The organism is Cuniculiplasma divulgatum (assembly GCF_900083515.1).
Classification (GTDB): Archaea; Thermoplasmatota; Thermoplasmata; order Thermoplasmatales; family Thermoplasmataceae; genus Cuniculiplasma; species Cuniculiplasma divulgatum.
The window spans coordinates 1,012,442-1,029,739 of record NZ_LT671858.1 but is presented as its reverse complement, the minus strand read 5'-3'; the positions used below and the strand labels follow the sequence as shown (position 1 = coordinate 1,029,739).

Below are 17,298 nucleotides of genomic sequence, written 5' to 3'. Positions count from 1 at the left end.
AATGGGACTTCGCAAGAAGTTAAAACGCTAGTATCTCTTTCACCATCAACCAGGCAGCTTGCGAGGATATAATCCTATTTAATAAAATTTAAAATGACCACATCAATTTAATGAAAAAATACTTCTTCATTATACGTAGGTCACATATAGGCCTAAAATTAATTTAAATAAAAAACCAGCAAATATGACTATATTTCTTATGTACTTCTCATGTGAAAGTAGTCTTGTTCTTGTCTGTGCAAAGGCTAAGGTTAAAATGAAAACGCTTTCAATCTCCAATGAATCAAATAAATATGAAATATTCTTAAAATAAAGTGCTGTGAGACCTGTGAATGGGAGTAAAAATGTAATTACAGCTAATGTTTGGATTAAACTGTATTCATTTTTCTCAGGTTTTACACTATAAAAAATGGCAATGCTATCTATATTCTTATCATTTCTATAGTCATTGGAAAGACTAAATGAGTAACTATTTTTTCTCATATCTAAATGCATTCTTAACTCATCTAGCTCATTAAAGGAGTCATCATCCTGTACATTCGAAACAAGACCACCGAAAATGTACGGATCATTTGTTTCATCTATTTGTAGTCCATTTCCCCAGCTATTTGCAATGCTAAGAGTTTCTTCACCATAAAAAAGTATCAAATCCATATATTCAGCTTCCTTATACATGAAGTGACTAGACTCGGTATTACCATCTATTAATTTACTATTTTTTTCCTCTTTCGGATATTCAGTATAATCCAAAAATATTGAACAATATTCATCCTTTTCTATTGTTTCATTTAATGCAATTGCTAAGGTATATATCCTTTTATCAGGGTCATCCGTTGTTATACTTTCCTTAATATTTTGTGGGATATCCTCCCTCTTAATCAGTTTATAATTTGGTAAATATGTCAGTTCATTTCCAATGGTATTACTTATTTTTAGATTCGTCTTAAAATTTTCAATTTCTAAAATTATTTCATTCAATCCATCTTCAGACTTATTTTGGAAGGTTATCCGTTCTCTGACAGTTCTCTTAAGTAATCCTTCGGAATGACTATAATTTATACGTCTGCTTATAATTTCTATACTATTCGGGTAAAAAAACAAGTAATCCACTTTATAAAACTACTTCTGAGCTACTATATATACCTTTTTTCCATTTTTTTTAATTTGGACAAATATATCATTTTCTTTTAGGTCTTTTTCACTTTTAACAATTTTAATGTACCTACTTCTATTTATTATTTTTAACTTTTCATTAGCAGTATACTGTTTTCTTTCCATCTATAACCCCCCTAATTTGTAATTAAATAATTCTTTGCATTAATCAATTGCCTAATTTTCTATACTTCTTTTCATTATATAACTGTATCTTTTTTATTTAAATGTTTGAATTTGTATCTTTGGTCTTCTAATCTTTTTAATTTCAAATCTAAGACTTCTTTATTCCTTCTCGTAAATTATCATCTATTACTTTAGTTAAATAAGACTCCAATTAGAACCTGTCATATTCCAACTTTTCACATGGACTGATTTAGATTTTCAGAGTATACATTATATTTTATTTCCTGCATATCATCATTCACGATACAAACACAATAGATTCAAACTAAAAAAGTATCATTTCCAATATTTTCTGAAAAGGTCTTACAAGGATTAGTAAAATGCAAATGTCAGTTATTCAAATCTTCAACCTATGGAAAATGATGATAATTTAAATTTATTAAAACTATTATTAATCACAAAATGAAGATTTGGAAAAAGGAATGGAAAGACAGATTTTCCTATATTATTTACCTTAAGTAAAAAACTATGTTCAGAAATATTTAGGGTAAACACGAAGTATGTTTGCTCAATTTTTTTAACTTTCACAGCACATGTTCTTGCATTTGTTGTTAACATCCAACAAATGTATCAATACTAATTATCATCAAATTCTCGTTAAATTCTTAAATAGGATATTGAAATCCTGAATTTACCTGAAAGAAGATCTATTAGCAGATAAAAATTGTTTGTTCAGGTGCTAAGGTGTTTCGACCTTGCGGGAGTGCCCCGACTCCATAGGTGTAAATAAAAATGGTTGAAAAAAAGACGCTTATACTGATCAGCGTATTCATTGGAATGCTAATGTCAGCAATAGACACGACAATTGTAATCCTCGCACTGCCAACCCTTACAGATCAATTAAAGGCTCCTTTTCTGGATACAATTTGGGTTATACTGATCTATCTTCTGGTACTGGCCGCACTTACAACACAGCTTGGAAGGCTAGGAGATATATATGGAAGAGGTAGGATCTTTAATATAGGATTCCTTATATTTATAATCGGTTCTGCCGCCTCTGGAGCTTCTCCAAATGTGTTTTTCCTCATTGCATCAAGAGCATTTCAGGGATTAGGTGCAGTTTTCCTTCAGGGAAATAGTAATGCAATAATTGCAGATCACTTTGAGCCAATGGAAAGGGGTAAGGCCTTTGGATACACATCTATGGGTTGGAGTATTGGTGGTTCCTTAGGAATAGTTCTGGGTGGAATAATAACCACATTTATTGGCTGGAGATATATTTTCTACATAAATGTGCCTGTAGGGTTAATAGGCTTCGTGTTCGCCCTACTGTATATTAAAGATAATAAGAGAACCGAAACCAAAATAGACTATGCTGGAACTTTGTTTCTACTTACATTTCTATCTTTGATCGCATACGGTGCCGTGGAAATAGCCGGAAATGGAGTAACATTTAGCAACGTATTACTCATTGTTATTGGTTTGATACTCATAGTTCCATTTTTACTTATTGAAAGATCTGTTAAGGATCCTGTAATAGTTTTAAAAGCCTTTAAAAATAGGGTATTATCTTTTTCTCTTCTTGCAGCAACTCTTCAGGCTATTGGGTATCTCTCAGTATTATTCATTCTTATAATGTATCTCCAGGGAATAAGAGGTTTTGATCCACTTGATGCAGCCCTCCTTTTAATACCTGGATATATAATATCGAGTCTACTGGCTCCTAAAATGGGAAAACTCTCTGACAGGATTGGTCCAAGAACTGTCTCTGCCACTGGAATATTTCTGATGGCTGGGGGAGTACTGGTTTATCTTGCAATGGGAATCAGTACATCTCTCTATCTTGTAATAATTGGATCAATAGTGACAGGCTTCGGAGGTTCAATGTTCTGGCCATCCAATAATGCTGCCGTAATGTCTGGTGCGCCCAGAGAACTTTACGGTTCAATTTCTGGGCTTTTGAGGACACTATCCAATATAGGAACTTTGTTTAGTTACGTAATAGCCATTTCCATATCAGCTCTGGCTGTCCCACGTTATGTTGCTTTTGAAGTTTTCCTTGGTAAGGACAAACTTGAAGGTGGCGTGTCTGCTTCATTTCTGGGTGGTGTACATGCTGCCTTGCTGGCAAGTTTTTTGATTTTGATAGTGTCTGGATTAGCCGCTCTTGTAAGGGGAAGAAAGTCTGATACTCATACAAATGCAAGGGAAATAAGAAGAACTCCAGATGACAGTAAGTGATTATATACCAATATCACTCCTTGAACAATTAAACATAATTTTATCTTATGTGGTAATATGAAAAATTACTAAACCATTTAGGAGTGAATAAATGCTAAAGAACAAGGTATACAGTCTCAATGTGATGTTCCAGAGTCTCCTATTCATATCAGTGGGCAATCTCATTGAGGCTTCTTATTCACCACTTGATAAAATTATAAAGGATCATTTTCTCATTGATTCCGCAATGGTCGGACTCCTGACCAGTGTTATATTCATTGGACTTGCAACAGTCTCTCCTTTTGTTGGCTATTTTGTCGATCATCTGGGAAGCTTCAGGGCAATAAAAATAGCATTCCTTATAATGGCCATAGGTTCAACACTTGCAACTCTTGCTCCAAATTTCTACATTTTTGTCTCTGGATTTTATGCCATAGGTCTTGGTTATGGACTTGTAACTCCTGCGACTAATAATGCAGTTATGCGGACGTATTACCCATATCATGCAACTCCCATGGGAATTAAGCAGTCAGGTGTTCCAATAGGAGCTTCCACTGCTGCAATTCTTCTTCCTTTAATATCTATTAGATATGGCTTTTTCGGACCTTTCATAATTCTGGCTATTATTGCATTCATCTTTTTTGTTCTAATAAGAGGTGAAAACCATGAGAATGCTTCACCCATAGATTTCAGAGGATATGTTAAGGAAATAAAAGGTGCATTTAGAAATGGTAGGTTTATACTCATAAACGTTCTTGTGGCAGCCATGTCATGGGGACAGCAGTCACTTCTTACCTATTCTGTTCTATTTACAAGTTCCATAGGGTTCAAGTTATTCACCGCGGAGATACTGCTTGCAAGTATCCTCATTGGATCATTCATAGGAAGAATATTATGGGCTTCCCTTAGTAATCGACTGTTTCCAAACAGAAGGATTCTTTCTCTCATAATGGTGATGATCCTCTCTTCTCTGTTTTTCTTTATTTACTCTTTTCTTACCCTAAATTTTTATCTGGCCATAGGGATGTCATTCGTTCTGGGGCTAACTGCCATAGGATGGAATGGTGTATACATAACCGTAATCTCGGAGATAGCACCAAGGGGAAAGATCGGTCTTTACAGTGGTCTTGGGTTGCTCATTATCTCCTTTGGAACAATCCTGGGAACACCATTTTCTGGGTACATAAGTGACTATACCCATGAGTATTCAACAATCTGGCAGATTCTTGCAGCCGGTATTTTTGCAGTAAGTATTTTGCTTCTTATTTTCTCAGGAAAAATACTGAAGAAAAAGGATGAATCTGATGCCGAAATCATTACGAAAATGAGTTAAGAAGTATACTTACTTCTCTGGAATCATGGACGCAATTTATAGTCAGGGTATATTTATAATTTTAGTGAGCATGCTTATATGATAGGTATGGAAAATATAATGGATATTGCAGCAAACCTTGGAATTGATAGGGAATACATAGATAATTATGGAAAATACATGGCAAAAATTAGCCTTAAGGCACTGGATAAGGGAAATAAGAATGGAAAGCTCATTTTAGTTACAGCAATGACACCAACAAAGTACGGTGAGGGAAAGACCACAAACACCATCGGTCTATCACAGGCATTTAAAAAACTTGGCAAAAATGTTTCAATTAGTATAAGAGAACCATCAATGGGACCATGTTTTGGAGTAAAGGGAGGAGCAACCGGTGGTGGAAAATCTAAAGTTGAACCATCTGACAAAATCAATCTTCTTTTTACAGGGGATTTTCCCGCAATAACAGGTGCCCATAATCTTCTTTCCTCAATGATACAAAATCACATTTACCATGGGAACCAGTTAAAAATCGATCCGGAGAAGATAACTTTCCCACGAACAATAGACATGAATGATAGATCACTGAGGGACATGATACTTAATGCCGGTGGTAAGGAAAATGGGCCACTCACTAGGGACAGTTTCGTTATAACACCAGCCTCAGAGATAATGGCAATTATGGGATTTTCCATGGATTATGATGATCTTGTAAGAAGACTTTCAAAAATTCTTATTGGTTACGACATAAATGGAAAACCTGTCTATTCTGGTGATCTGAAAGCTGAGGGTGCAATGGCAGCCATTCTCTCTGACGCAATTAAACCAAATATTGTTCAGACCACTGAAGGCGTACCTGCGTTCATTCACACAGGTCCATTTGGAAATATAGCACATGGAACCTCAAGTATCCTGGCAGCAAAAATGGCGATGAAATACAGTGATTACGTCATAACTGAAGCGGGTTTCGGATCTGATCTTGGTGCTGAGAAATTCATTAATATGGTTTCAAGAATAGGCAATTTGAAAATATCCGCTGTTGTTATCGTTGCAACAATCAGGGCAATGAAACTTCTTGGTGGAAGCGAGGATAAAAATGGTATTGCCAGTGGATTCAATAATCTGAAACGTCACTATGATAATTTGACCAGATTTGGTTTTCATCCTGTTGTGGCAATCAATAAATTCTCTAATGATACCGAGGAAGAAATTCAGTTCCTTGACGGGATGCTGAAAAAGAACAATATGGAGTATCAGTTATCTGAAGTTTTTATGAAGGGTGGCGATGGTGCCCTATCCCTGGCAAAGACTGTTTTAGAGAAATGTGAGAAGACGACGGATAATATCAAATATACCTACAATTTCGATGATGGAATAAGAGAGAAAATTGAATCTATTGGATTGAACATATATGGTGTAAACAGGGTTGAATTCTCCAAAAAGGCTCTTTCAGATATTAGAAGAATGGAAAAGAATGGTTACGCAGGATTACCAATCTGCATGGCAAAAAGCCAGTATTCACTAAGTGGGAATCCTCTTGAGAATGATGACAATATTCTAAGGGTTACCTCAGCATCAGTGAGTTCAGGGGCAGGTTTTATTGTGGTGTATTCTGGTGACATAATGACAATGCCAGGATTACCAAAGGAACCTGCCGCATGTAACATTCATATTGATGGTGAAGGAACTATTTATAATCTTGAGTAGGTTATTTCCAAACATTTTCATAATTAAACCTTTTTTTCATAACGATAATTTAAAAAACATGTATCACGATGGGGTAAAATGCAAAAAATAAATATTGGAAACAGCAAGCTACAGGCAACTAGAGTTGGTCTTGGCTGCTGGCAGGCTGGACTGAGAGGATGGGGAGAAGATTATGGAGATAAGGATATTATTGAGGCCATAAAGTTTTATGTTGAGAATGGTGGGAACTATCTAGACACTGCAGAAATATATGGAATGGGTCACTCAGAGGAACTCATAAAACAGGCACTATCTGAAATTCCAAAAAACAGATATATAGTTGCAACGAAGGTTAATCCCCCACATGTGAAGAATTACAGGACAATGGAGAGAAGTGTGAAGGGGAGTCTTGAAAGACTGGGTATAGAAAAAATTGATCTATATCAACTACACTGGTATGAGCCCTATGTTCCCGTGTCAGAGATAATGCATTCCATGGAGAAGCTGAAGAACGAAGGATACATTGATCAGATTGGTGTCTGTAACCTTTCAAAACCTGTTCTCAAGGATGCGGTAGACAGTATGAAGGATTATTCAATTGTATCTAACCAGATGGAATACAGTATTCTGGAGAGAAACATAGAAAGGGAGCTCATACCCTACATGAAGGAGAAAAATATAACACTAATTCCATACAGCCCCCTTGCAAAAGGTCTGCTCACAGGAAAGTATAACAGTGGTGAGATACCTCAGGATAATATCCGTAAGGGTGATGAGCTTTTTAACAACCCGAAGAACAGGAAGATAATGAAGCCAGTGTTGGATGAACTGGGAAAGATGGCAAAGGAAAAGAAATGCTCTATGGCACAGCTATCTCTCGCATACTTACTTCACAAGAACTGCCTTATAATACCTGGAGCCAAGAACAAATCACAGGTTGAATCAAATATGGGTGCAGATTCCGTAAAGCTGTCAAAAGAGGATATGGAAAGAATTGATAAAATATCAAGCGTAGAATTCATATACGCCTAAACCAATCCTTTTTGATATCTTAAAAGCAGTTTCAAATAATTTTTTTAGTATAAGATTCAAATCGTGTGAATAAAAGAGAAATAATTTTTGAAATAAGTTTTTTACTATTATTTTTACTATTAATAAAAAATAAAAATTGTTTTAGTTGACAACCACACCAACATTAGGAGTGAATACCTTCGCGTTAAGGCTCAGATCCTGTGTCAGGTTGAAGTCAATTATCACATTCATGTTTCCGTGGGCGCTAACCTTGAATGGGTGGTTTATGAATGCAAATGGAGCATGAAGCGTGAAATTAACACTCAATCCCAGTATGTCCACTGAAACATTGGTTATATACAGCCTTATCATTGTATATGTTCCAGCCTTAAGTGTGATATTTGTCAGCAACGATGCATTTGTAGTGGTCAGACCAAGTATATCTATAGTCTGTGATTTCACACTGTAATTTGTCCATCCAGAAACATTGCTGTGCAACGATACCTTACTAAATGTCATGAACACTCCCGAAACACCAAGGTTTGGTGAATCTGCCACTTTCATTGCAACATGGCCGTCATTCGCTGCAGCTTCTGAAGCCTGGTAATATACCAGTCCTGTCAGCCCGGCAGCTATTATTATAACAGCCACAATTGCCGCTATGTATTTTTTTTCCATAATCAATCATTCATTTCATATTTAAAGTGGTTGTGGTACAAGGAACTAAAGGTTCAAAAGATTCACTTTAGTATTTGTTGGAAGAAGAGAATTTACTTATTTACTATATCTTTCTTATTTTTCATAGCAAATCTACTCTATCAAAGTTTGGTACATTCGCATTGTTAGGTGAACATTCAGGTAAATGCAAATATCAATATGAGAGGTTTTAATCATCCTGTACAGGTAAATGCAAAGAATTTATGACCCTATTGAGGAAAAGAAAGCCCTTGCAGTTAGGCTAATTGAAAATGGTTATTTTAATGATGCGTTAAGAATTGTAGATGATATTCTGAATGTAACTCATTCGGATCCTGAAGCAGTTTATCTTAAATCCATACTTCTGAACAGTTCTGGAAACAAGGGAGAAGCTCTAATATGGGCCAAGAAAAGCGTGGAATTAAACCCTGATAACACAAAGTCCCTTATGCTAAAGGCAAGATTGCTTCATCAGTTTTCATTTTACCGGGAGTGCATGGAAACATTGGATGAGGTATTCAAAATTAATAGTAAGAATACTGAAGCATTAGATCTAATGGCAGATATATTCCTTAGAATGGGGAAGCCAGATGAGGCCTACAGAATGGCGATGAAATCCATATCAATTTTACCGTCATCATGGAATGCGCATTTCATCCTATCAAGGTATTTCCAGTATCAAAATATGGAAAAACAATCCATTAAAGAACTGGATATAGCAATTAGATTCAATCCAGAATCAAATCTTCTCAGAATGGAGAAGATACGCAGACTGATGAAGGCAAAAAAGAGGGAAGAGGCTGAAAAAGAAATAAATCGTAAGGGATTTATGGAAATTAAAGGAACTTTCACTGAAATTCTTGTTGAAATAGAATTTCTGATTGAAAACAGTTTTTATGAAAAGGCTGAGGAATTATGCAAAAACGCTATTTTGGAATGGCCTCATGAAGATTTGCTTTACCTTTCCATGGGAGAAATCAGTTACAATTCTGCAAGAAGGAAAGAGTCTATTTCATATTTCAGAAAAGCATTATCATTAAATCAAAACGAATGGTACCTTAGCAGATTAACAACTACTCTTTATGAACTTAAAGAGTATAAAGAAATAGCCAAACTTTATGATGACAGAACAAGGATACCGATTGAGTGCATTGAACCAGCGGTTGACTCTTTTATTAAATCCAGTAATCCAGAGGACTTAATAGGAGTGATAAAATATAACATTGATCATTTTCAGAATAAGGACATTTTATTCGTAATGGAAGGGGTAGTGAATAATAATTTAGGTTACTTTGTTCTGGAGATCGGGTTGTTAGTCAAGAATACCGATAGTTTTGCATACTATATGGACTATTTAAGAGATAAAATAATAAAACATAATGAACCGGACATCAGTGTAAAACATAATATTGAAGGTAGCAAATTTCCATTCTCATTTCTGGAAAGATTAATTAAATGTGAATTTGAGGAGGTAGAGATAGAAATGTATCTTTTTTCACCAAAGAAAGAGGAAGAAGTTAAGTGGGGGTCAATATTATTTTACTTCGCCAGGTTGAATCAATACGGTAAAATTACCACAAATTCAGAACTTCAAGTGTTGGAACTAAAGTACGGATCAGAATACGTTTCAGATGCCATAGTTTTTTTGAAAATTATTTGTGGCATAAGGGAATAACGATTATTCGCACTATTTTTTTAGTAGTTTAGCTTTATGAGAAATTAATCTACAAATATACAAATATCTATATAAAGAAAGGGTATCGTCCTATTATGACATCTCAGGCAAACCTAAGGTATTTCCTCACCACATTAGGTGCAGTATTAACAGTGATTTCTGGCATTCTTGTACTGCTGGCAATTTTTATAGCAGGCATAGGAGGAGTAGCATCTTTGATATTCTTTAATCCTGCTGGGCTCGCCATCATAGGTGGTTCACTTGTGCTTGCCATTATTCCGATTATTTGGATAGTACTCGCAGTAATTATATATAACGCTGGTCACAAACATAGAAGGAGGGGTAAATTTGAGAATGGCGTCCTCATAATAGTGCTAAGCATAATCATACTTTTCCTTGGTGGAGGATTTGTAATAGGACCAATACTTTCTGGAATAGGTGGATTTCTCCTAATTCTATAATGTGTGAAAAAAACATTTCATTAAGGCAAGACGCAGTAATTTTCCTATTTTTTCTTTATTAACGTTTTTTCAAAATTTAAATAATATAGTGATATGTGCAAGAGGAATTAAAAAGATGCATTATTTCAGGAGAACAGGATCGGCAATTTGGGCCTATCTCTACAGAGTAGAAACTTATGAATTCTTCGTTATCTGTGCCTTGATAGTGTATATCTTTTTCTGGTCTCTCATCGACATACTACAGCAGTTTAATTTTCAGCAGTTTGTCTTTGACTCAGGGATTATTTCTCTGACAATGAATTCCATAATCCATTATCATTATGCCCAGTACATTATGTATATGAGTGGTTTCTCTCTCCTTAGAATTATATTCAGTCCACTAATCCTTATTGACGGGATCACGGGGATGCTTATTATTCAGGAAATTTTTTTAGGTCTCCCATCATTAATCCTCTACAAGATCGCAAGGAGAAAATCCATAAACCAGTTTGCGTCCATGATAATTGGCATATCCTATCTTCTATATTTTCCACTTGCTGGCCTTAATTATTTCAACTTCCACTTTCAGGCGTTCTTTATTCTTTTCTTTCTACTGGGTTATTACCAGTTCCTGAGAGGAAAATATATTTCTTCCACCATTTTCTTTTTCTTATCAGGAATAGTGAGATTTCCATATTTGGTTTTTCCAGCCCTTCTAATGTTAATGATTCTGATTGAAACATACCTCAAACGCAACAAGATGGAAAAAAAGGATATGGATCCCCTTTTAAAATACTCAATCGCCAGTTTAATAATTTTCAGTTCAATGCTGGTGGTTTCATACTTTCTCATATTTTACTCACCATATTACATCTACCAGCATGGATATTTTGATGGATATTTCCATCTAAAAAGTGGTAACATACTGGGTCTCTTTTTAAAAAATATAGATGATAAAGTGCTTCTTGTAGTATTTATCTTCTCTCCACTCCTTCTTATACCTCTTAAATCAATAAAATGGACGATTTTTACACTTCCGTTCTTCTTTATTGCATTTTTTAACAATTACAGTGTGTACTATTATCCTGCGTTTTATCATTTTCAGTACATAGCAGCAGTTGCTCCCTTCATCTTTCTTGGACTCATTGATGTTTTAAGAACTGGAGTTTCAGAAGAGAAAGAGCATATGGGGGAAACTGCCCATAATTACTTTAAAAGGTTGAGGAATACTGTCAGGTCACAGAAAAAGCCCATAGCTGTTATGGCTTCGGTAATTCTGTTTGCCGTCATATTCCAGCCATACAGTCCATTAAACGCATATTCATCGGAGCCATTTGCTATGGACATTATGCATCCGAGCCTGAAAGTTTATGATGACTATATTAATATAACAAACCTGATTCCGCAGAATAACCCCTACGTTATATATCAAAACAACCTCCCATATGTTGATGTCCACGATCCATCGCTTTCATGTCTTGGGGCATTTCAATCCCTATCTGGATATAATAGTAATTTAAGCTATAGACTTCAGAATCTGACAGAAACTCAAAATGTGGAGTACGCCCTTGCATATGATATAAATTGCTTCAATACCGGCAGCAGTCTGGATATGTGCCAGGCAATGAATGTTCTATATTCAAGGGGGAATTATGGAATCGAAGCATTTCAGGATGGTTTTATACTACTCGCCAAAAATTACAATCATACCCCTGTTTATTTCACACCTATATCTTTGATTAATAACTTTACAGCCATTTCCCATAAACATAATGGGTCTATGATTAACCTGTACCCGCAGGTAATGATACCGGGTCTTTATTATCTTAACATAACATTTCCGAATGGTACTATCCCCTATAATCTTCATAACATAAATGTCACGGCAAGATCAGTTAAAGAAACAACAAATGTGACATATTCAGGAGTTCATATATTGAACGGAATTTCCATCCTTCACCTGCAATTCAGGATAGATTCATTTTTTGATGTTCCATTGGTAGAATTATCATTACCAGAATCATACTATGGACATACAATGTATGTTTCCATGTTAGGACCCACCCCTTAAATTTCTTTACCTTCAGGGTATATTACTTCTTCATCTTTTTCTTATATTACTTAAGCCTTTTCTGCTCAAAATTGAACTAAATAAGTTTTAAATACTATAATTAGAATATATAATAATTATGAATAAATACAATAAATTACTAACTATTATTCTGTTTGTCATAGTGAGTATTATGGTCATTTCAATGATAAATGTTGATAATGCACATGATACCAGAGACAGGAATGGAAATTATAATCCATTCTCTGATGGAACGTCTAGTATTACATTAAGTAAAAATTCCGTATCCATTACTCCTGGATCTTCCACTACCGACTCATATACAGTTGAGCTATCGTCTGGAACCACCTGGGGCACCAGCCTTTCATCCAATTCTTTAAGCGGATTTACGATCGGTTTCAGCAACAGTGGTGGTGATCCACCATACACAGGGACAATGACTATTTCAATAGCATCAACAGTTAGTGATGGTACCTATCACGTGTTTATTAATGCGACAGGAGATGATCCATCCAGTTCACCTGCCGTTCTTTCAGTTTCCGTTACTGGACATGCATCCAGCACCACTCCTCCTCCTGTTACACCATCCAAGTCCTTCACTGCTCTTTATGGAACAGATATAGCCGGATCTTCTGTTATAATCCTGTTTTTACTGGCAGCAATTGTACCAATGGTTCTTAGACGCAAAAACTTAGCCGCAATGGGATATTTGTCATTCATCGTTTCCATGGGTTCTGCACTATTCCTGATCACAGATGACAGTCTTCTTAGAAGTTCAGGATATCTTCACTGGCTACTTCTGTTGGTCTTCACTGCAGGGATGATAGTTTCAATGCTTGGATATTTACTGACAAAAGATAAGCTAAAGGAAACAGCAAGAATGGGGCTTGCCTATGGTTCTATATTTATGTCCATAGCAATGATACTGGATGCAGCCCTTGGCCTTCCACTATCTTCCATTTCAAATGTTGGAGGTTCCATTGGTTTTAACTATCTTTTCGGGTTTGGAATAAATGCACCATCAACTCTGGCAGTGAGCCTTGCGTTTTCCATACTTCTGATCTTCAATGGACTTCTATTTTCGTCTTTCTTCAGATCAAAAAGCAGTGTATCAAGTAAGAAAACAAATTAAATACACATACCAGTTTATTTTCTACTCTTAAAAATTTATGAAAATTTAATTTTATATCTATCAATTAACAGTCAAAAAAATACATAAGCCAAGTGAAGATTAGGAAAAGATGAATTTCAAGCTGAACGAAACTCAACTTTCAGGTGTATTTTTGATTCAAAGGACAATATTCAATGATGAAAGAGGCTATTTCACTGAATTTTTTAGAGAAGATTATTTCAAAAGTCAGTTCAAAGAAATAAATTTTGTACAGGAAAATCTTTCATTTTCAAGGAAGGGTGTTATAAGGGGTTTACACTTTCAGAAGCTACCGTTTTCACAGGGAAAACTTGTTTCTGTAATACATGGAAAAATACTGGACGTTGCAGTAAATCTTAAAAAAAGTTCAAAGGATTTCGGTAAATATGTGATGGCAGAACTGTCAGAGGACAATTGCCATTCTCTCTATATCCCGGACTACTTTGCTCATGGATTTGTGGCACTGGAAGATTCCTATGTGCTTTACAAGACTACTGAATATTATCATAAGGAATCAGAACGGGGAATAAGATATGATGATCCTGATATAGGCGTAAAATGGAATATAGATAATCCCGTGATATCAGAAAAGGACTTAAAATTAACAACATTCAAGGAGCTGATCCAGGAAGGTGATTATTTCTGAATATACTTGTAACTGGAGGAATGGGCTTCATAGGTTCAAATTATATACTCAATAGAATGGAGAAATATGACGATTTCATCTATAACATGGATTCTTTAACCTACGCATCAAATCCCTGGTATCTGGAGAAGATTAAAAATTCCCCAAATTATAAATTCATTAATGACGATATAAATAATATTTCCATTCATCAGGACGAATTTCGCGATTTAGATACAGTAGTTAATTTTGCTGCAGAATCGCACGTTGATAATTCAATAAAAGACTCCTTATCCTTCATTAAATCAAATATCATGGGAACACATGCCTTACTGGAACATGCAAGGAAAAACGATTTGAGATTTCACCAGATATCAACGGATGAGGTATATGGAGCATTGCCAGTAGATTCAAAGGAAAAATTCAATGTTGATTCACCCTATAATCCAAAAAACCCATATTCTGCAACAAAGGCATCTGCAGACATGCTTGTCCGCAGCTACTGTAACACATACGGATTGAAGGCGACCATTAGTAACTGCAGTAACAATTTCGGTCCACACCAGCACAGAGAGAAACTTATACCAAAAACTATAATCAATCTAATGAACAATGAGAAAGTTCCAATATATGGTGACGGCAGACAGATAAGAGACTGGATATATGTAACAGACCACTGCAATGGAATTGATCTTATCCTGGAAAAAGGCAAAGCGGGAAAAACATATCTTATAGGTTCCGATGGTGAACATTCAAACATTGAAGTTGTTAACGAGATTATGCATCTAATGAAAAAGAATACCGACATGATCAAGTTTGTTGATGATAGACCCGGCCATGATAGGAGATATGCCATAGATGCCAGCAGTATAAGAAAACTGGGGTGGAAACCGGAATTCAATTTCAACGATGCCCTCAGGCAAACAGTTGATCATTATATGAAAAATTATGAAAATTATATCCTTTAGCTTTTCTACTATATTAATAATATTTGTTTTACTGTATTTCTTCCAAATTGCGGATTTGAATAAAAGTTAATTATTTATGGAGGAATTCAGGGAAGAATGGAATTAGGTGCCGAGAAGGAATATGTTGGGATTAGTGCAATTTACCAGTTTCTCGGCAACGGTGTCCAGGTAGTTTCAGGATCATTATTCTATATATTTGCTGCAAGAATCTTTCCTCCAAGCGATCTGGGCGTGATCGCATTATTCATTGCCATTGTAGGTCTTTTCGGAATTGTTTTCACTGTAGGCCTCAACAGTGCGATAACGCATTTCATTTCATCAAATCTTAATTCAAAGGTGTACTCACCGGGAAAGACATTGTTCAGGATACTTGTACTTGGAATATTACTTGCACTAGCAGGATTGCTGGTTGTATACGCATTTTCAGGATATATATCAATCATTTTCTTTCATTCAACATCATACACATTCTATATCAAACTCTTATCATTAGTACTATTCGGAAACATCATATTCTCCATACTAAATGGAGCAATCATTGGTTTTGAGAAATTTAAGATATCGGCATTGATATCAGTAATAATATGGGTAATATATTATTTTGGAGCACTGACTCTGGCCTACATAGATCGATCACTAATTGATATCATATACGGATGGATTATTGGTCTCGCCCTTGGAATATTAATCGATTTCGTTTATCTTCTGGCAATACTGGCCAGGGGATATATGAGGAAGCATCACCGTACTGTTGGCAGCAGATCCATATTCACATATGCCATTCCCGTACTGCTATCATCAATCATAGGATATGGTGCATCATATACAGACAGGTTTGTTGTAGCGTATTTACTTAATACTTACTATCTTGGGATCTACAACTTTACCCTTCTTATATTTTCGGGAATCAGTTTTATTGCCATTCCCTTTAATAATATCACGCTTCCAAAATTCTCTGAGTTTTTCGGTAACGATCAGAGGGCTTTCATAAAGAGCAACGTAGGAGCATCATCTCTACTTCTGACCTATTTTTATACACCGATCGCATTGGGAATTGCAGCTCTTTCTCCAATTGTTTTATATTACATAGCAGGTCCTGCCTATGTTTCCGGTCAATATGCACTCATAGTTGTCATGCTTGTTCCAACTCTATTCATATCACAAAATCTCCTGATACAGGCAATCTCATCTGTTAGGAAAACATCTTTCTTCCTATACTCAAGTCTTGGTTCACTAGTTGCAAATGTTATTTTCTCTTTCCTTCTTATACCATATTTTGGTCTTATAGGAGCAGCCTTTGGTTTCTCATCTGTTTATGTTGTTTCTTTCGTTATTCTATACAGGCTTGCAAAGAAGGAGGATCTGGTTCAGTACAATACATCTGGCACACTGAAAATATGGGCATCTTCCATTTTCATGTTCCTGATTGTCTATTTTGCACTTCATTTTATGGTTGAAAGATATGGATACTCTCTTTTTATTCTACCATTTCTCATATTAGTTGGAGCATTAATCTATACAGTTGTTGCATCAAGACTGAAGGTGTTCTCAAAGGAGGAAAGGGAATTCATTCTTTCCATGTTTCCAAACAGATTAAACTCCATAAAGAAACTCATCAGTATTCTGGTTTTGGGAAATCAGAAATAAGTATGGTAAAAGTTGGAAAAGTAGTGGATGGGTTTTTGGTTTAAACTTTAAAAGTTAATAAATCAACATCTTCTTTTTAAATCTTTATTAAGACACATTTTAATTTAATACTACATTATGTTTAAATAGATATCAATCTTATTATTTTCATGGACTTAAAAAAATTAATAGTGATTTCGATAGCCATGATGTCAGTCATAGGTTTTTCAATGGCAGTAATAGGAACTAATCCTGCAGTTCAAAGTAATGTTGGTAATAGTAGTGTGGGAACTATTAGTTCCCAGTTTACATCTTCTGGTAGTCAGAATTTAAGTGCTATTTCACAGTTTCATAACTTTGAGAATAGTTTGAATGCTACTGCAAGTTCCAAAGTGACTGGCTCAAATCTGAGTGGAAAAAGTACTTCAAGTTCATCTACTTTTAAGAACACAACAAAGAACTTAAATAATAACCTTTTCCTCCCAAATTACAAGGCAGCTGAGGATTATAAGATGATAGACTTTTTCTAAAAACCTAAGC

At 35.4% G+C, this 17,298-nt stretch carries 15 protein-coding genes; 12 read left to right on the top strand and 3 right to left on the bottom strand.

All coding sequences use genetic code 11. From position 1 onward, the window contains the following. Positions 1–129: 129 nt before the first annotated feature. Both CSP5_RS04965 and CSP5_RS09750 read right to left on the bottom strand, forming a co-directional pair. Positions 130–1,110: a hypothetical protein gene (locus CSP5_RS04965; protein WP_148689781.1), complete on the bottom strand. Its 981-nt coding sequence runs from the start codon at positions 1,108–1,110 to the stop codon at positions 130–132. A 9-nt stretch (positions 1,111–1,119) separates the two neighbouring features. After that, positions 1,120–1,278, bottom strand: a complete 159-nt coding sequence (locus CSP5_RS09750; RefSeq protein ID WP_172399410.1) for a hypothetical protein — start codon at positions 1,276–1,278, stop codon at positions 1,120–1,122. A 792-nt stretch (positions 1,279–2,070) separates the two neighbouring features. On the opposite strand from CSP5_RS09750, the gene CSP5_RS04960 reads away from it, so the two are divergent. The 4 genes from CSP5_RS04960 to CSP5_RS04945 all read left to right on the top strand — a co-directional run bounded on the left by CSP5_RS04960 (position 2,071) and on the right by CSP5_RS04945 (position 7,528). Further along, the gene (locus CSP5_RS04960; RefSeq protein WP_148689780.1) at positions 2,071–3,519 is read left to right on the top strand and encodes an MFS transporter; all 1,449 of its coding nucleotides are present in this window, start codon (positions 2,071–2,073) and stop codon (positions 3,517–3,519) included. Positions 3,520–3,610: 91 nt separating this feature from the next. Then, the gene (locus CSP5_RS04955) at positions 3,611–4,831 is read left to right on the top strand and encodes an MFS transporter (protein ID WP_021790049.1); all 1,221 of its coding nucleotides are present in this window, start codon (positions 3,611–3,613) and stop codon (positions 4,829–4,831) included. A gap of 87 nt (positions 4,832–4,918) precedes the next feature. Then, entirely contained in the window at positions 4,919–6,517 is a 1,599-nt protein-coding gene (locus tag CSP5_RS04950) for a formate--tetrahydrofolate ligase (RefSeq protein ID WP_148689779.1), read from the top strand. A 78-nt stretch (positions 6,518–6,595) separates the two neighbouring features. Next, positions 6,596–7,528, top strand: coding sequence for an aldo/keto reductase (locus CSP5_RS04945; RefSeq protein ID WP_077076294.1), 933 nt, complete (start codon positions 6,596–6,598; stop codon positions 7,526–7,528). A gap of 141 nt (positions 7,529–7,669) precedes the next feature. Here the strand turns inward: CSP5_RS04945 and CSP5_RS04940 are convergent, their stop codons facing one another. Then, on the bottom strand, positions 7,670–8,185 hold the full coding sequence (locus tag CSP5_RS04940; RefSeq protein WP_021790053.1) for a DUF4382 domain-containing protein: 516 nt from the start codon (positions 8,183–8,185) through the stop codon (positions 7,670–7,672). 229 nt (positions 8,186–8,414) lie between these two features. Between CSP5_RS04940 and CSP5_RS04935 the strand changes: the two genes are divergently transcribed. The 8 genes from CSP5_RS04935 to CSP5_RS04900 all read left to right on the top strand — a co-directional run bounded on the left by CSP5_RS04935 (position 8,415) and on the right by CSP5_RS04900 (position 17,288). Next, complete coding sequence (locus CSP5_RS04935; protein ID WP_148689778.1) at positions 8,415–9,878, top strand: tetratricopeptide repeat protein; 1,464 nt, start codon at positions 8,415–8,417, stop codon at positions 9,876–9,878. Between the two features lie 95 nt (positions 9,879–9,973). Further along, positions 9,974–10,339: a hypothetical protein gene (locus CSP5_RS04930; RefSeq protein ID WP_077076292.1), complete on the top strand. Its 366-nt coding sequence runs from the start codon at positions 9,974–9,976 to the stop codon at positions 10,337–10,339. A 115-nt stretch (positions 10,340–10,454) separates the two neighbouring features. Continuing rightward, positions 10,455–12,389, top strand: coding sequence for a DUF2079 domain-containing protein (locus CSP5_RS04925; protein ID WP_148689777.1), 1,935 nt, complete (start codon positions 10,455–10,457; stop codon positions 12,387–12,389). A 118-nt stretch (positions 12,390–12,507) separates the two neighbouring features. Then, entirely contained in the window at positions 12,508–13,521 is a 1,014-nt protein-coding gene (locus CSP5_RS04920; protein WP_148689776.1) for a hypothetical protein, read from the top strand. A gap of 109 nt (positions 13,522–13,630) precedes the next feature. Then, positions 13,631–14,185 carry a dTDP-4-dehydrorhamnose 3,5-epimerase gene (rfbC, locus tag CSP5_RS04915; protein WP_148689775.1) on the top strand — a complete coding sequence of 185 codons (555 nt, stop codon included), beginning with the start codon at positions 13,631–13,633 and terminating at the stop codon, positions 14,183–14,185. Beyond that, positions 14,182–15,132: a dTDP-glucose 4,6-dehydratase gene (gene rfbB, locus CSP5_RS04910; protein ID WP_148689774.1), complete on the top strand. Its 951-nt coding sequence runs from the start codon at positions 14,182–14,184 to the stop codon at positions 15,130–15,132. Before rfbC ends, rfbB begins: the two co-directional genes overlap by 4 nt. A gap of 96 nt (positions 15,133–15,228) precedes the next feature. Then, entirely contained in the window at positions 15,229–16,779 is a 1,551-nt protein-coding gene (locus CSP5_RS04905; protein ID WP_148689773.1) for an oligosaccharide flippase family protein, read from the top strand. Between the two features lie 149 nt (positions 16,780–16,928). After that, complete coding sequence (locus tag CSP5_RS04900) at positions 16,929–17,288, top strand: hypothetical protein (RefSeq protein WP_148689772.1); 360 nt, start codon at positions 16,929–16,931, stop codon at positions 17,286–17,288. Positions 17,289–17,298: the final 10 nt, after the last annotated feature.

Coding starts and splice junctions, on each gene's coding strand:
- CSP5_RS04935 (WP_148689778.1), top strand. CDS start 8,415: ATGCAAAGAATTTATGACCCTATTGAGGAAAAGAAAGCCCTTGCAGTT.
- CSP5_RS04905 (WP_148689773.1), top strand. CDS start 15,229: ATGGAATTAGGTGCCGAGAAGGAATATGTTGGGATTAGTGCAATTTAC.
- CSP5_RS04925 (WP_148689777.1), top strand. CDS start 10,455: ATGCATTATTTCAGGAGAACAGGATCGGCAATTTGGGCCTATCTCTAC.
- CSP5_RS04945 (WP_077076294.1), top strand. CDS start 6,596: ATGCAAAAAATAAATATTGGAAACAGCAAGCTACAGGCAACTAGAGTT.
- CSP5_RS04960 (WP_148689780.1), top strand. CDS start 2,071: ATGGTTGAAAAAAAGACGCTTATACTGATCAGCGTATTCATTGGAATG.
- rfbC (WP_148689775.1), top strand. CDS start 13,631: ATGAATTTCAAGCTGAACGAAACTCAACTTTCAGGTGTATTTTTGATT.
- CSP5_RS04920 (WP_148689776.1), top strand. CDS start 12,508: ATGAATAAATACAATAAATTACTAACTATTATTCTGTTTGTCATAGTG.
- CSP5_RS09750 (WP_172399410.1), bottom strand. CDS start 1,278: ATGGAAAGAAAACAGTATACTGCTAATGAAAAGTTAAAAATAATAAAT.
- CSP5_RS04950 (WP_148689779.1), top strand. CDS start 4,919: ATGGAAAATATAATGGATATTGCAGCAAACCTTGGAATTGATAGGGAA.
- CSP5_RS04940 (WP_021790053.1), bottom strand. CDS start 8,185: ATGGAAAAAAAATACATAGCGGCAATTGTGGCTGTTATAATAATAGCT.
- CSP5_RS04955 (WP_021790049.1), top strand. CDS start 3,611: ATGCTAAAGAACAAGGTATACAGTCTCAATGTGATGTTCCAGAGTCTC.
- CSP5_RS04900 (WP_148689772.1), top strand. CDS start 16,929: ATGGACTTAAAAAAATTAATAGTGATTTCGATAGCCATGATGTCAGTC.
- CSP5_RS04930 (WP_077076292.1), top strand. CDS start 9,974: ATGACATCTCAGGCAAACCTAAGGTATTTCCTCACCACATTAGGTGCA.